Below are 15,012 nucleotides of genomic sequence, written 5' to 3'. Positions count from 1 at the left end.
ATCGATCAGCAGCTCGGGTATCCCGCAAAGACCGAACCCCCCGGCCGAGATCGTCATCCCGTCCTGCAAGAGACCGTCCAAAGCCTCGCTCGCGCTGGCATAGACCTTCTTCATCAGCCATTGTCCTTTCCTGTTTTCAACATGTGATCTGTGTATCCGTTTGCACCCGCCAATACCCCGGCGCAGGTCGAAGGGGTTGCCGAACCCTTCCACAAAGACGTATATATGTTTTTATATTTATCGAGCAGAGTGAGGTAAGCGTTGGTGTCCCTGCAATCCATGCGCCGGGCGAATGTGCCCCTGCACGTCGAGGTCGCGTCGCTGCTGCGAAGCCGGATCCTCAGCGGCGAATTGACCGCCGGCGAACGGCTGCCATCGCTGGCGGAACTGGCCACGGTTTTCGGCGTGACCAGCCTGACCGTACGCCAGGCGATGAACACATTGGACGAAGAGGGGCTGATAGAGCGTGCCTCGGGGCGCGGCACCTTCGTCAAGGAGGTCGAGATCAAGCCGCGCCGGGTCTTTTCGGTCCGCTCTGACCTGTCGCAGCTGATGGGGGGCGACAAGCCCCTGGAAGTCGTGCTGAGCACCGATGCCACCTTCGACGAGGATGTCGTGATCGACGGGACCCGCTTCAAGCGGCTGAAACGGCGGCATGAGGTCGGCGGCAAGCCTTTCTGCATGCTGGATGTGCATCTGAACAAAGACATCTACGAGCTTGCTCCTGAACGGTTCGACAAGGAACTGATCGTCCTTGCCCTGAAGGATCTTGGGATCGCCCTCGGCTCGGCCAGCCAGACGGTCGCGCTGTCATCCGCCGATCTGGAAATGGCCGAGGGGTTGGGGGTCGATGTGAACTCTCCGGTGTTCAAGGTGGTCCGCAAGGTCAACGATCAGAAGGATCGGCTGATCTATTTCGCGGACCTGATCTATCCCGGTGACGCGCTGGAGTTCCGGATCGACTTTACCGGGCAATGACCGCCGGCGTCACGAGACGGTCATGCCGCCATCAATGACGATCGTCTGACCGGTGATCATTGGCGCACCGGTCAGCAGATAGACGATGGTCTGGGCGACATCCTCGGCCTGGACATGCCGCTTGATCAGCATCTTGTTCAGTGCCGCCTGCTTGCGTTCTTCGGGCCAGTTCTGCGTCCAGGGCGTTGCCACCTGCCCCGGCGCGACCGCGTTCACGCGCACATCCGGCGCAAGCCCGCGCGCCAGCGACCGCGTCACGCTGACCACGCCCGACTTGCTTGCGGCATAGGGGGTGCTGCTGCCTTGCAGCCCCATCCCCGCGGTCGAGGCGGTGTTGACGATCGCCCCGCCCGTCGCGCGCAACGCAGGCGCCGCCGCCTTGGCACAGCGAAAGACGCCGATCAGATTGGTGTTCAGCAGCGCCATCCACAGATCTTCGTCGATCCGGTCCAGATCGCCCGCCGGGATCGGGTCTCGCGTTCCCGAAATGCCTGCATTGTTCACCAGATAATCCAGCCGCCCCAGTTCGTCGACAGCGGCATTCACCATCTTTTCCGCATCGCCCGGCACCGACACATTCCCCGGCGCCGAGATCACGTCCAGTCCAAGATCACGCAGGCGCTGAACCTGCTGTGGCCCCTGGGGATCGTCCTGCAGGTGGTTGATTGCCACCCGAATCCCCAGCTGCGCCAGCAAGGTGGCCGTGGCCAGACCGATGCCGGACGCACCCCCCGTAACCAGCGCAGCTCGTCCGGCTTCCCGTTGATTTGTCATCATCTTCTCCCATTCCGGAAATCAGCGAAAACTGCCGGGCGGTCGATCGCCCCGCAGCAAAACCGGGCGAGCCTATCGTCCGCCCGTTTGACAAACATTAAAACATATAGTAGTTTATAACAACAGCAATTTGAAGGGCGCGGGGCCCGCGGGCCCCTCTCGCCAGAAACCGCCAACAGACGCCGGTGCTTGTACGGCGAAGAAAAGGACGATCGCCTTGGCCAAGAAAACCATCATGACCTGCGCCGTGACCGGAAACGGCACCATGCCGTCGCAGAACGAGAACCTGCCCGTCACGCCCGCCGAGATCGCGCAGGCCGCCATCGATGCGGGCAAGGCCGGGGCCGCGATCGCCCATATGCACGTGCGCGACCCGGAAACCGCGAAAGGGTCGATGGACCTGAACCTTTACCGCGAAGTCGTGGACCGCATCCGCGACGCCGGCTCTGATATCGTGATCAACCTGACCACTGGCGAAGGCCAGCGCTTTGTTCCCAGTGAAGAGGACCCCAGCGTTGCCGGGCCGGGCACCACGCTGTGTCACCCCAGCCTGCGATCCGCCCATGTCAAGGCGCTGCGCCCCGAGATCTGCACGCTGGATTTCAATACGATGGTCAACAAGACCTGGACTGTCATCAACACGCCCCCGACCCTGAAGGTGATGGCCGATATCGCGAATGAAGCCGGCACCAAGCCCGAGATCGAGATCTTCGATTCGGGCGACCTGAACATGGCCAAGGATTTCATCGCCAAGGGCATCCTGAAATCGCCCGCCATGTTCCAGTTCGTCATGGGGATCAATTTCGGTGCGGCGGCGAATTACCAGACGCTTGCCTATCTGATCTCGCAGCTGCCCGAGAACAGCGAATGGGCCGCCTTCGGCATCGGCAGGAACGCCTATCGCATGATGGCGCTGTCCTATCTGATGGGCGGGCATGTCCGCATCGGGATGGAGGACACGGTCTATATCGACAAGGGCGAACTGTGCAAAAGCAATGCGCAGCTGGTCGAAAAGGGCGTCGGCATCGTCGAATCCCTTGGCGGCACGATGGCGACGCCCGCCGAGGCGCGCGAGATCCTTGGGCTGAAACAGCTTTGAGACCGGCGGGCCCCGACATGGGGCCCGGCCATTGGCCATCAGCTTCGGGAAAAGAATATGGAAGCGGATTTCATCATCGTCGGCGCAGGGTCGTCGGGCTGCGTTCTGGCCAACAGGCTTAGCCAGAACCCCAATCGCAAGGTCCTGCTGATCGAGGCGGGCGGGCGCGACAGCTATCCCTGGATCCATGTGCCTGCGGGATATTTCAAGACCATGAACAACCCCGCCTATGACTGGCGTTATCGGACCGAACCGGTTCCGGGCCTGAAGCGCAAGGTCATCAACTGGCCGCGCGGCAAGGTGTTGGGCGGGTCCTCGGCGCTGAACGGCTTGCTGTATGTGCGCGGGCAGGCGCAGGATTACGACCGCTGGCGGCAGATGGGCAATATCGGCTGGGGCTGGGACGATGTGCTGCCCTATTTCAAACGCGCCGAGGGGAATGATCGCGGCGCAGATGCGCTGCATGGCGGCGATGGGCCGCTGGCGGTGTCGGACCCGCGCTATACCCACCCGATCTGCGACGCCTGGATCAAGGCGGCGCAACAGGCGGGCTATCCGGCGAACGATGACATCAACGGCATCACGCAGGAAGGGGTCGGCTATTATCAGCTGACCATCCGCAACGGGCGTCGTTGCAGCACCGCCGCCGCCTATCTGCAACCGATCCGGCGCCGCCCCAATCTGGAGATCATGACCCGCGCACAAGTCCGCAAGATCGTACTGGACGGCAAGCGGGCCATCGGTGTCGAGATCACGGATGCCGACGGACAGGTGCGCAGGCTGATCGCGCGGCGCGAGGTGATCCTGTCGTCAGGTGCCGTCGGCTCGCCCCAGATCCTGATGCTGTCGGGGATCGGCGATGACGCCGAATTGCGCAAGGCGGGCGTGAAGCCCCGGCATCACCTGCCGGGCGTCGGCAAGAACCTGCAGGACCACCTGCAAGCCCGCACGACCTTCAAGACCCGCAACAAGACCGTCAATGACGAGGTGCGCAGCCTAGTCGCCAAGATGAAGACGGCGGCGCGCTACGGGTTGAAGCGGAACGGGCCGATGACGATGGGCGCCAGCATGGTCGCGGGCTTCCTGCGCAGTTCTTCGGATGAGGACACGCCCGACATCCAGTTCCACATCAACCCGTGGTCGGCCGACAGCCCCGCCGAGGGCGTGCATCCGTTTTCGGCATTCACCGCCACGGTCTGCGTGCTGCGTCCGACCAGCAAGGGTGAGATCACCCTTGCCGGCCCCGATCCGCTGGCCTCGCCCAGAATCCAGCCGAACTATCTGGCGACCGAGGATGACTGCCGCCGCACCGTGGAAGGCGTGCGCATATCGCGCCAGATCGCCCGACAGGCCGCGCTGGCATCCGAGATCACCGAGGAATTCCGTCCCCCGCAGGATCTTGATCTGGATGATTACGACGCGGCACTGGACTGGGTGCGCGGCAATTCGACCACCGTCTATCACCCGACCGGCACCTGCAAGATGGGCACGGATAAGGGCGCGGTCGTGGATGAGCGACTGCGCGTCCGCGGGATCGAGGGGCTGCGCGTCGTCGACTGCTCTATCATGCCGGAAATCGTGTCGGGCAATACCAACGCCCCGGCCGTGATGATCGCGGAAAAAGCCAGCGACATGATCCTTGAAGATGCCCGCCAGACATGCGGCAGAAAGTGACCCGGATGACAGATGCGACAATGACCCAGATGCACGTGAACCTGACCCGGGTCGAGGCCCGCCTCGTCCGCACGCCGGTATCGACCCCGGTGCGGACCTCTTTCGGGATCATGCATGACCGCCCCACCCTGCTGGTCCGCGTGACGGACGCCTCGGGCGTTCAGGGATATGGCGAGGTGTGGTGCAATTTTCCCGTCTGCGGGGCAGAACACCGCGCCAAACTGGTCGAGACGGAAATCGGGCCGCGCATCATCGGGCAGGAATTCACCGACCCCCGGACCTGCTATGCCGCGATGGATGCCAAGCTGCATATCCTGCGCCTGCAAACCGGCGAGCTCGGCCCGATCGCACAAGCCATCGCGGGTGTCGACATCGCGATCTGGGACATGGTCGCCAAGCGCGCCGGCCTGCCGCTGCACAGGCTGCTGGGTGCCCGGACCGACCGGATCCCGGCCTATGCCAGCGGGATCAACCCGACCGGGGTGCTGGATACCGTCGCCCGCGCCCGCGCCGCAGGGCATCGGAACTTCAAGCTGAAGGTCGGCTTCGGCGATCAGACCGACCGCGACAATGTGACGGCCCTCGCCGCCGATCTGCGCCCGGATGAGACATTCCTGCTGGACGCAAATCAGGGCTGGTCGCCCGATCAGGCGGGCGATGCCCTGCGCTGGATCGAGGCATATGGCCCCCGCTGGATCGAAGAGCCGATGCCCGTCGATACCGACATCCCCGCATGGCACGCGCTGAAGGCTGGCACCACGGTTCCCATCGCGGGCGGCGAGAATTTCCTGACCCGCGCCGAATATGATCGGGTCACAGACGGCAAATGGCTGGATTTCGTGCAGCCCGACATCGCCAAATGGGGCGGTTTTTCCGAATGCCTGCCGGTCGCGCGTAACCTTGTGGGGGCGGGACTGACCTATTGCCCGCATTCCCTTGGCGGGGGGATCGCGCTGGCGGCCTCGGCGCATCTGCTGGCGGCGGCCGGTGGACCGGGCTTGCTGGAATGCGATGTGAACGAGAATGACTTCCGTGACGAGGTGTTCGCGTTCGACCTGACCGAAGGCTGGGTCACGCTGTCGGACAAGCCCGGCCTTGGCGTCGATGTCGCGGCGTTGGAACGCGCCTTCGCATAAGCCGGGCACATCGCGAACAGGGAAGGGGCCGGATATCCGGCCCTTTTCTTTCTTGGCCGACCTGCCCCCGACGGTCCAAGGGGAGTTTCCGTCAGGGGCAGACCGACGACAAGACCGTCAGGCCTTGATCGCGCCGTCGACAACGAACTCGTGTCCGCTGCAATAGCTGGCATCCTCGGATGCCAGGAACAGGACCAGCCGCGCGACCTCGATCACATCGGCGGTGCGGCCCATCGGCACCCTGGCCACCAACTGTTCGCGCGGCACGCCATGACCGTCCAGCATCGGCGTGTCGATAAAGCCGGGATGGACGGAATTGACGCGGATGTTATGCGGGCCCAGTTCGACGGCGGCGGATTTGCTCATACCGCGCACGGCCCATTTCGTCGCGCAATAGGCATGCGCCTTGGCCGAGGTCAGGCCCGCGATCGACGAGATGTTGATGATGCTGCCCGCCTTTCGCTCTTTCATGGCCGGGGCCACCGCGCGCATGCCCAGAAAGACGCTTGTCTGGTTGATCGCGACCGACTGGTTCCAGACGGCCAGATCGGTTTCCTCCAGCGTCAGCACGCGGAAGATCCCGGCATTGTTCACCAGGATGTCGATGTGCCCATGCAGTTCAAGGGTGGTTTCGACCACGCGCGCCCAATCCTGTTCAAGACTGACGTCATGGGGCAGGAAGGTGCAGCCCTCGCCCAGCCGCGCGGCGGTCGCCTGCCCGGCCTCGGCGTTGATATCGGTGATGACGACCTTGGCACCCGCCGCGATGAACAGCTCGGCCTCGACCGCCCCCTGCCCGTTTGCGCCGCCGGTGATGATGGCGACCTTGTTGTCCAACCTGTTCATGAAGGTTCCTTTCTTGCGAAGTTGACGCCCGGCGGGCCGGTCCGTGACCTGGCCGCCCGCAGGGCGCTGAATTGACGGGTTCGCGGCTTTGACCTATGCCATCCTGCCAAAGTCCAAGGACAAGGCGGCACCGATGGCGCGAAAATACGACTGGCGAACCGGCAGCAATGTCGAGGCAACCCTCAGCGTGATCGGCGGACGTTGGAAGCCGGTGATCCTGTGCAACCTTCTGGTGGGACGCCTGCGCTTTGGCGAACTGTGCCGCAACATGCCCAATGCCACGCAGCGCATGATCACCCTGCAACTGCGCGAGCTGGAGGCAGACGGCGTGATCCAGCGTCACGTCTATGCCGAGGTTCCGCCCCGCGTGGAATACGAGCTGACAGAGTTCGGCCGGTCACTGGCCCCGGTCCTTTCGGTGATGCGCGAATGGGGCATCGCCTTCAAGAAACGCAGGCTCAGCGAAACCGAAGACGCCGCCTCGACCTTGTGACGTCATCACCGGCCCGGAAATCCGGGCCGGCGCGTCCATCGCTCAGTTGCCGACAAAACTGCCGCGTTCGGCGGCGATTTCGTCCTCGGCGCGTGTCACGGCGGCCTGCACAAGATCGTAATACTCGCTGCCGTATTTATCGACGAACCAGTCGATCACCGGCTGCTGACCGGGCAGGAACGTGGCCTTTTCTTCCTCGGTCGGGATATGCACCTCGCCGCCGGATTCGACGAATTTCTCGTATTTCTCAAGATACAGCGCCCCCGGCAGGCCGTTGCAGGTCTTGCCAAGTTCGTGGAACCCATCGGCGACAACCACCTGCAGATCCTCGGGCAGCGATTTCAGCCAGGGATCCGACATCCACCAGAAGATCAGGTTATGTGTATGGTGATCGGCGACGGCGTATTTGACGTAATCGTTCAGCGACGTATCCACCACATCCGACAGCGCGTTCTTGGTGCCGTTCACCACGCCGGTCGCCAGCGAGGTGTACAATTCGGGCCACGGCACCGGCGTGGGGTTCATGCCAAGCGCGCTGGCGAATTCCATCGCAACCGGGGATTCCACGGTCCGCATCTTGACCCCTTCCAGATCGGCGGCGGTCTTGACCGGCACATTGGCGAAGAAATCACGCCAGCCAACGCCCCCGGTCATGCCCATCAGCCGGACCGAGCCCGTGGCTTCCAGCACATCGGCGCGCAGACGCTCGGTCAGTTCGCGGTCGGCCATGACCTTGTCCATCACCTGATCGTCGGCAAACAGATAGGGGATGTCGAAGGCCTGGATCGGGCCAAAGAAATTGGCGATCCCGCCGCCCGAGGTCAGCGTCATTTCCAGCGTGCCCAGCTGCACCGCCTCGACATTCTCGCGAAAGGTGCCCAGCTGGCCTGCCGGATAGTGCTGCACCTCGATGCGGCCGCCGGAATACCGCTCGACATAGGATTTCATCACCTCGGCGCAGGTCGACAGCGGCTGTGTCGTGGCCGAGACATGGGCGATCTTCATCGTGTAATCGGCAGCCCCCGCCGAGGATGCGATGGCAATCGCACTGCAGAAACCGGCGGCCAGAGAGCCAAGCTTGGTTGTGACGGACATGGTGGATCCTCCCTTTATGATCCGTGGTTGCGGCTCACATGAAGCCGAAAAGACGTGGAATGGTCAGCGTCAGCGCGGGGACCATCGAGATCAGGACGATCACGAAGAAATGCACCGCCAGATAGGGCCACAGTTCCTTCGAGATCACCTCGATCCCTGTCCGCGTCAGCCCCGAGGCGACGAACAGGATCATCCCCATCGGCGGGGTCACAAGACCCACGGTCACGTTCACGCACATGATGATCGCGAAATGGACCGGGTCGATGCCAACCTGCGCCAAGGCGGGGGCAAAGATCGGCCCCAGGATCAGGATCGCGGGCACGGCATCCAGGAACATCCCGATGACCAGCAGCAGCACGTTGATCAGCAGCAGCAGCAGGAACGGGTTTTCGGTGATGGTGAACAGGAACCGACCCAACGCTTGCGGCACGCCCGACACGGTGGCCGCCCAGCCAAAGATCGTGGCCGAACCCACGATCAGCAGGATCGAGGACGACACCAGCCCCGTGCGGTAGAAGATGCCGACCAGATCGCGCGGGGTGACGGTGCGCGTGATCAGCATCGACAGGACAAGCGCGTACAGCACGGCGGCGCCCGCAGCCTCGGTCGGGGTGACGATGCCCGACACGATCCCGCCCATGATGATGACCGGCGTCATCAACGGCAGGGCGGCGGGCTTGAACGCGGCCCAGACCTCGCCCGTCGTCGCACGGCGATGCGCCTTGGGATAGTTGCGCTTCTTGCCGATGATCGCGGTCACGACCATCAGGCCGACCCCGATCAGAACGCCCGGCACGATCCCCGCCAAGAACAGCGCGGCGACCGACACGTTCATCACATAGGCATAGATGACCATGATGATCGACGGCGGAATGATCGGCCCGATGACCGAACTGGCCGCCGTCACCGCCGCCGAGAAGGCGCGCGAATAGCCGTCCTTTTCCATTGCGGGAATGAAGATCGAACCCAGCGCCGAGGTATCCGCCACGGCCGAACCGGACAGCCCCGCGAACATGATCGAAGCCACGATATTGGCCTGCGCCAGACCCGCGCGGACATGGCCGATAAGGACATTGGCGAAATTGACCAGGCTTTTGGTGATGCCCGACACGTTCATCACTTCGCCCGCCAGGATGAACAGCGGGATGGCCAGGATCGGGAACTGTGCGATCCCTCCGAACATCCGCTGCGGCAGCATCTTCAGGAACGCGCTCTGGTCGGCCAGCAGGAACCCGGCCAGAGGACCCGCCGCCAACGCGAACACGATCGGGATCCCCGAAACCATCAGAACAAGAAAGACCCAGAAAAACGTCAACGGCATCTCATATCTCCTCCCGAATATCCCGATGCGGGCTCTTCGGATTTGTTTGCGTTGCAGCGATCGCCGTCAGGACAGGGAATTGTCGATCATGCTGCCCGGCTCCAGATCGACCTCGTCGGGGCGGAAGATCCCCAGCAACGCGCTGAGTGAAAATTCCAGCGAAATCAGCGCCATGATCGTGCTGCCGAAGGGGATCGCGAAATAGATCCAGAAAAAGGAAAGCTCGAACGAGGATGGCTGCTGCTTGCGGGCGACCCAGGCGATGCTGTAGCCCTGCCAGACAAAGACGCACATCAGGCCAAGGACGACCAGATAGATGATCAGGTAGTTCAGGTTGCGGATGCGCGGCGGCAGAAGGTTGGGAATGATGTCCAGCGCGATTTGCCCGCGGTTCTTCAGAACGATGGGCGCGGCGGCGAAGACCAGCCAGAACATCATGTATTTGCCCGCCTCTTCGTACCAGGGCAACGAGCTGTTGAGGACATAGCGCCAGAAGACGCCCGCAAAGACGTTCAGCGTGATCGCGGCCATCAGCAGGATGGTCAGCCATCGCAGGCCGGCGCAGATCGTTAGGTTTGTCCAGTTCAGGACAGCTATGAGACGTTTCATCGCCTGCCTCCTCCCGGCAGTCACGCGGCCCCGGCCCACGCCGACGACCGGCGGGGTGTCTTGACCCGACCGCGTGGGGGTTGATCAGAGCGGCCGACGCGCGAGCGAAAAGCTCTGCCCCGTCGGGCCGCCAATCGGCCGTGTGGCCATGTAAAGTGCCAGATCGCCGACCTCGTCGGGATGTTTCAGGCGTTCCCATTCCGGAAATCCGGGCGGCAACCCTTCCGAGAAGCGTTCCAGCACCTCTTCGGGGGCGGTGCGCCGCTCGCCCGGCTTGTCCTTGTTCAGCATGCTGGTCGCGACGGGGCCGGGGATCAGGTTGTTCACGTCGATCCTGCGCGGCCAAAGTTCATTGGCCAACGCATCGGTCAGCATGTTCATCGCGGCCTTGGACACGTGATAGGAGCTGTTGGTATTGCCCGCGCGCATCCCCATGCCCGAGGACACATTGATGATCTTGGCGCCTTCCGACAGCCCCGGCAGCAGGAAACGCGTGACCATGTAGGGGCCACGGACATTGATCTCCAGCGTTTTCCACCAATCGGTCGGATCCGAGGTTTCGATGCGCCCCGTCTCCATTTCGGCCCCGGCATTGTTCACCAGGATATCGACCTCGCCGAAATCCTTCAGGACGGTGCTACAGAATTGCTGCGTGGCGTCCTGATCCGACAGATCGACCGCCGCGATGGTGCAGCGCACGCCAAGCGTTTCGACCTCGGCCTTCACGGCCTCCAGCTCGGCCAGGGTGCGCGAACAGATTGCCAGATCCGCGCCCGCCTTGGCATAGGCCAGCGCGATCGACCGTCCCAGCCCTCGACCCGCCCCGGTGACGACCGCCGTCTTTCCGGCAAGTTGCTTTGCTTCCGACATTCTGTTCCTCCGTACCGATCACATGCAGCCTGACCTTGGCGGGGCGGCACGCGATTGCGTTCCTGTGCGCGAGACATTCCGGCGTCACCTTCGTAAACTCAAGTACCCACAATTTTGTAAGTATTGGACGAACTGACGGCCGACTCGCCTCCTCTCCATCAAAGTAAAACATATATAGGTTTATATCAATAGAAAGTTGATGCGGTCGGCGGTGCCCGCCGCGATGATGCGCGGCGGGCAGAGATGTCAAAGCGTGGGCTTCAGTGCGATGGATTTCGGCACGACATAGTGGTCCAGGCTTTCCGGCCCGCCCTCCACGCCATAACCGCTTTCCTTGACCCCGCCGAAGGGTGTTTCCGGGATCGCCACACCGACCGTATTGATCCCGACCATGCCCGCCTGCAACGCATCGGCAATCCGCGTCGCGCGATCCAGAGAATTGGTCACGGCATAGGATGCCAGTCCCAGTTCCAGCGCGTTCGCGCGCGCCGCCACCTCGTCGATCGAGCTGAACCGCGTCATCGGCGCCATCGGGCCGAACGGCTCTTCGGTCATCACCATGCAGTCATCGGGGGCATCCTTGATCACCGTGGGCGCATAGAAATACCCCTGATTGCCGATGCGCTGACCGCCGGTCGTGATCGTCGCACCTCGGGCGCGGGCATCCTCGACGAAACCGTCCATCGCGCTCAGCCTGCGGGCATTGGCCAGCGGTCCCATCATCGTGTCGGATGCCATGCCGTTGCCCAGCTTGATCGCCGCCGCGCGTTCGGTGAAGGCCGCGACGAAATCCGAATAGATCGCATCCTGCACGAAAAACCGCGTGGGCGAGATGCAGATCTGGCCCGCATTGCGGAACTTGCCCGGCACCAGCAGATCGACCGCCTTGCCGATATCCACATCGTCGAAGACAACGACCGGGGCATGGCCGCCCAGTTCCATCGTCAGCCGCTGCATCCGTTCGGCCGCCAGGACGGCCAGTTGCTTGCCGACCGGGACCGATCCGGTCAGCGACACCTTGCGCACCACATCCGAGGCCATCAGATGCGCGGTCACCTGCGCGGACGGCCCGAACACGACATTGCCCACCCCGGCGGGCAGCCCGGCATCGACCAGTGCCTGCACCAGAAGTATGGCCGAGGCCGGCGTCTCGTTCGAGGCTTTCAGGATCACCGAGCAACCCGCGCCCAGGGCCGCCCCGATCTTTTTCGCGACCGTGTTGATCGGAAAGTTCCAGGGCGTGATGGCAAGACAGACGCCGACCGGCTCTTTGACGACGTGATGGCGCACCCCGGCGGCGCGGCCCTCGACGATGCGACCATGCAGGCGCTTGCCCTCTTCGGCGCTGAATTCAAGGATGTCGACGACGGTGCCGACCTCCATCCGCGCCTCGGCCAGCGGCTTGCCGTTTTCCTGCGTGACAGCCGCCGCGATACGTTCTGTCCGCTCGCGGATCAGGCCGGCGGCCCCGACAAGGATCGCGGCACGGGCATAGGGCGACATGGCGCGCCACGCCAGAAACCCGCGCTGCGCCGAGGCCAGCGCAGCGTCCAGATCGGCGGGCGCCGCCGCGGGCAGATGGGCCAGCACCTCTTCGGTGGCCGGGTTGATCACCTCTTGGGTCGCACCGGTCGCGCCGTCGCACCATACGCCGTCGATCAACATCTTCAGGACGGGATAATCGCTCATGGGGTCTTGTCCTTTCATCTTTTCAAAACGGCGGACCGAAAGGCCGCCCTATTCACGAAAGCTCATGCCTCGGGTGCCAAGCGCGTCGACGACAGGGGGTTTGCTGTCGCCGCCGATATCGGGTGGCGCGGGTTTTCCGGCGCATTCCACGAAGGCGCGAATGCGGCAGGTCGCGCAGATATCGGGATCCACGCGGTCCATGACGGTGCCGATCGCCTCGGCCTTGTTGGGGTGGATATTCGCCTTGTCGACGACCGCGAACAGGTTCATGCGCCGCAACGCCAGCAGCGTTTCCTTGTAGGCGATGACGATGTGCAGATCGCCCCCGGCCTTGCGCGACCGAAGGTATTCCGACACCAGCAGATCGACCCCCGCCAGGTCGATCTTACCCATGCCCTTCAGAGCAAGGATTTTGAGCCGCCGACCGGGATAGTTCGCCTCGAACCGGCGGAACGCGGCCTCGACATGCTCGACGGAGCCGAAGAACAGCGCGCCTTCCAGCCGCAGGACGCTGATCTGCGAGCACTGGTCCAGTTCGTGATATTCGACGCCGCGCAGCAATCTGCGCCCGTGATAGACGATGGGCGAGATCGCGGCGACATGAGGTCGCGCACTGCGATGCAGAAAGACCGCAAGCGAGGTCACGACCCCGACGAAGATCGCGTTTTCCAGCTGCGTGGCCACCCCCGACAGGAAGGTCAGCGCGAAGATCAGCGTTTCGCTGCGGCTGCTGGTCAGGATGTGACGGATCTCGGCAAAGCTGAACAGGCGCCACGCGACATAGATGATGATCCCGGCCATGGCTGGCTTCGGGATGTGATCGACAAAGGGCGCCAGAAGAAACAGCAGCACCAGCAGGAACGGCGCGGCAAGGATGGCGGCCATCGGCGTCTGGGCGCCGCTTTCCACATTCAACGCAGACCGCGTGAACGACCCCGACCCCGCATGTCCCTGAACAAAGCCCGCACAGAGGTTGGAAAGCCCCTGCCCGATGATTTCCTGATTTGAATCATACCGCTCTTGCCTGCGCATCGCAAAGGACCGACCGATGCTGATCGCCTCTAGCAAGCCCACGAAGGCGACCGACACCGCCCCCGGCAACACCTGGAATATCTGCGCGATCGAGACGTCGGGCACCGCAAATGCCGGGACGATCGCGGGCAGTTTCTGAAACATCTCGACGCCGGAACCGGCCGCGTCCGTCACCTCGCCCAGCACCGACCCCACGATCAGCGCGATCAGATAGGACGGCAACCGCGGGCTGAGCCAGCGCAGCACGACCAGCGTGACCAGCGTGGCCAGCGCGATCACGAGGGCCAGCGTGTTAAGCTGCCCCCAATGGGCAATCACGCGGGCGATACGCTCGATCACGCCACCGCCGCCCTCGATCGTGACGCCGATGGCATCGCCAAGCTGCGACGCCGCGATCAACAGGGCCGCGGCCGCCGTAAAGCCGACCATCACCGAATGCGAGATAAAGGAAATCAGACCGCCCAGCCGGCAGACCCCTGCCAACAGCTGGAACAGGCCCGCCAGAATGGTCATGATCAACGCAAGCTGAATGTAGATCGGCGTGCCCGCAGGTGCCAGCAGCGACAGGGATGCAAACAGCACCGCCGAAATCGCGGTGGCCGGCCCCGACACCATCACCATCGACGCGCCCCACATCGCCGCGATCACCGGTGTCAACATCGCGGTGTAAAGCCCGTATTCGGGGGGCAGCCCCGCGATGACCGCGAAAGCCACGCCTTGCGGCAGCGCGATCGCGGCACCCGTCAGCGCGGCAAGCGTATCGGCACGCAAGCTGACCGGGTTGACGGCGGCAAACCATGCCCGCGGCAGCGACAGGTACCGATGGTAGCCTCCACCGATCACGGCCGCCGCGCCCGGAGGCCGGCGGCACTGCGCGCCATGTCGTTAGCCCTCGCTTCCTCCAGACCGCAGTCCGGGCCAAGAGCATCGTTGTTCATCATCAAGCCCCCTACCCTTGCACCCCCGCGGCACTGCCGTCCGATCACGCACAGAGTCACCATGCCCAGCACAAACAGTTCACCCAGACATGAGCCGGACATAGTTTGCACCACCATTTATGGATGAAGTTATATATGTTTATATGTTTATGCGCAAGAGAGGCTTTGCACCGTCGTACACGCAGGTTCTGCGATGTTTCCCGGCGCACCCAAAGCGACTGCCGGGCACGGATCGACAACCGGACAACAACAGGATGACCGGCACCGCGCAAATTTGATGCCTGAAATCTATCGGCGGGGACTAGCCGACGTTCATGGTGCCGAGCGCCTGCTGGGATCGGACTTGTCGCGTATTTGTGCTGCCCCAAGTGCTCGTTTAGGCCACTTTCCGTTCGAAAGCGACCGGGCTTTTCCAGCCCAGTGCTGAGTGGCGTCGTCGCGGATTGTAAAACCCGTTG

At 63.2% G+C, this 15,012-nt stretch carries 14 protein-coding genes; 5 read left to right on the top strand and 9 right to left on the bottom strand.

Annotation, left to right across the window (positions count from 1 at the left end; translation table 11 throughout):
- Positions 1-114: CoA-transferase (locus tag PAF17_RS19160; protein WP_334223651.1), on the bottom strand; the 114-nt coding region annotated here is incomplete at its 3' end.
- Between the two features lie 150 nt (positions 115-264).
- On the opposite strand from PAF17_RS19160, the gene PAF17_RS19155 reads away from it, so the two are divergent.
- A complete protein-coding gene (locus PAF17_RS19155) occupies positions 265-978 on the top strand; it encodes a GntR family transcriptional regulator (protein WP_271890686.1) in 714 nt (237 codons plus the stop codon).
- Between the two features lie 9 nt (positions 979-987).
- Here PAF17_RS19155 and PAF17_RS19150 read toward each other — a convergent pair whose 3' ends face one another.
- Positions 988-1,752: an SDR family NAD(P)-dependent oxidoreductase gene (locus PAF17_RS19150; protein ID WP_271890685.1), complete on the bottom strand. Its 765-nt coding sequence runs from the start codon at positions 1,750-1,752 to the stop codon at positions 988-990.
- Between the two features lie 217 nt (positions 1,753-1,969).
- On the opposite strand from PAF17_RS19150, the gene PAF17_RS19145 reads away from it, so the two are divergent.
- From PAF17_RS19145 to PAF17_RS19135, 3 genes are read left to right on the top strand one after another with little or no spacing between them, the layout of a single operon-like run.
- Positions 1,970-2,851, top strand: coding sequence for a BKACE family enzyme (locus tag PAF17_RS19145; protein ID WP_271890684.1), 882 nt, complete (start codon positions 1,970-1,972; stop codon positions 2,849-2,851).
- 57 nt (positions 2,852-2,908) lie between these two features.
- A complete protein-coding gene (locus PAF17_RS19140) occupies positions 2,909-4,525 on the top strand; it encodes a GMC family oxidoreductase (protein ID WP_271890683.1) in 1,617 nt (538 codons plus the stop codon).
- A gap of 5 nt (positions 4,526-4,530) precedes the next feature.
- Positions 4,531-5,661: a mandelate racemase/muconate lactonizing enzyme family protein gene (locus PAF17_RS19135; RefSeq protein WP_271890682.1), complete on the top strand. Its 1,131-nt coding sequence runs from the start codon at positions 4,531-4,533 to the stop codon at positions 5,659-5,661.
- 117 nt (positions 5,662-5,778) lie between these two features.
- On the opposite strand, the gene PAF17_RS19130 is transcribed toward PAF17_RS19135, so the two are convergent.
- Positions 5,779-6,507, bottom strand: coding sequence for an SDR family NAD(P)-dependent oxidoreductase (locus PAF17_RS19130; RefSeq protein WP_271890681.1), 729 nt, complete (start codon positions 6,505-6,507; stop codon positions 5,779-5,781).
- 88 nt (positions 6,508-6,595) lie between these two features.
- Here PAF17_RS19130 and PAF17_RS19125 point away from each other — a divergent pair, with 88 nt between their 5' ends.
- Positions 6,596-7,000 (top strand): winged helix-turn-helix transcriptional regulator, encoded by a 405-nt coding sequence (locus PAF17_RS19125; protein ID WP_271890680.1) that lies wholly within the window; start codon positions 6,596-6,598, stop codon positions 6,998-7,000.
- A 42-nt stretch (positions 7,001-7,042) separates the two neighbouring features.
- Here the strand turns inward: PAF17_RS19125 and dctP are convergent, their stop codons facing one another.
- From dctP to PAF17_RS19095, 6 genes are all read right to left on the bottom strand, one after another.
- Entirely contained in the window at positions 7,043-8,095 is a 1,053-nt protein-coding gene (gene dctP / locus PAF17_RS19120) for a TRAP transporter substrate-binding protein DctP (protein ID WP_271890679.1), read from the bottom strand.
- A 34-nt stretch (positions 8,096-8,129) separates the two neighbouring features.
- Entirely contained in the window at positions 8,130-9,416 is a 1,287-nt protein-coding gene (locus PAF17_RS19115; protein WP_271890678.1) for a TRAP transporter large permease, read from the bottom strand.
- 66 nt (positions 9,417-9,482) lie between these two features.
- Complete coding sequence (locus PAF17_RS19110) at positions 9,483-10,025, bottom strand: TRAP transporter small permease (RefSeq protein ID WP_271890677.1); 543 nt, start codon at positions 10,023-10,025, stop codon at positions 9,483-9,485.
- An 84-nt stretch (positions 10,026-10,109) separates the two neighbouring features.
- Complete coding sequence (locus PAF17_RS19105) at positions 10,110-10,895, bottom strand: SDR family NAD(P)-dependent oxidoreductase (RefSeq protein WP_271890676.1); 786 nt, start codon at positions 10,893-10,895, stop codon at positions 10,110-10,112.
- Positions 10,896-11,141: 246 nt separating this feature from the next.
- On the bottom strand, positions 11,142-12,584 hold the full coding sequence (locus PAF17_RS19100; RefSeq protein ID WP_271890675.1) for an NAD-dependent succinate-semialdehyde dehydrogenase: 1,443 nt from the start codon (positions 12,582-12,584) through the stop codon (positions 11,142-11,144).
- Positions 12,585-12,632: 48 nt separating this feature from the next.
- Positions 12,633-14,459, bottom strand: coding sequence for a SulP family inorganic anion transporter (locus PAF17_RS19095; protein ID WP_271890674.1), 1,827 nt, complete (start codon positions 14,457-14,459; stop codon positions 12,633-12,635).
- Positions 14,460-15,012: the final 553 nt, after the last annotated feature.

It is taken from the genome of Paracoccus onchidii (genome assembly GCF_028294535.1).
GTDB lineage: Bacteria > Pseudomonadota > Alphaproteobacteria > Rhodobacterales > Rhodobacteraceae > Paracoccus > Paracoccus onchidii.
The sequence above is the reverse complement of the archived record's forward strand: the minus strand, read 5'-3'. Positions and strand labels throughout refer to the sequence as shown.

Coding starts and splice junctions, on each gene's coding strand:
- PAF17_RS19150 (WP_271890685.1), bottom strand. CDS start 1,752: ATGACAAATCAACGGGAAGCCGGACGAGCTGCGCTGGTTACGGGGGGT.
- PAF17_RS19140 (WP_271890683.1), top strand. CDS start 2,909: ATGGAAGCGGATTTCATCATCGTCGGCGCAGGGTCGTCGGGCTGCGTT.
- PAF17_RS19135 (WP_271890682.1), top strand. CDS start 4,531: ATGACAGATGCGACAATGACCCAGATGCACGTGAACCTGACCCGGGTC.
- PAF17_RS19130 (WP_271890681.1), bottom strand. CDS start 6,507: ATGAACAGGTTGGACAACAAGGTCGCCATCATCACCGGCGGCGCAAAC.
- dctP (WP_271890679.1), bottom strand. CDS start 8,095: ATGTCCGTCACAACCAAGCTTGGCTCTCTGGCCGCCGGTTTCTGCAGT.
- PAF17_RS19115 (WP_271890678.1), bottom strand. CDS start 9,416: ATGCCGTTGACGTTTTTCTGGGTCTTTCTTGTTCTGATGGTTTCGGGG.
- PAF17_RS19110 (WP_271890677.1), bottom strand. CDS start 10,025: ATGAAACGTCTCATAGCTGTCCTGAACTGGACAAACCTAACGATCTGC.
- PAF17_RS19105 (WP_271890676.1), bottom strand. CDS start 10,895: ATGTCGGAAGCAAAGCAACTTGCCGGAAAGACGGCGGTCGTCACCGGG.
- PAF17_RS19100 (WP_271890675.1), bottom strand. CDS start 12,584: ATGAGCGATTATCCCGTCCTGAAGATGTTGATCGACGGCGTATGGTGC.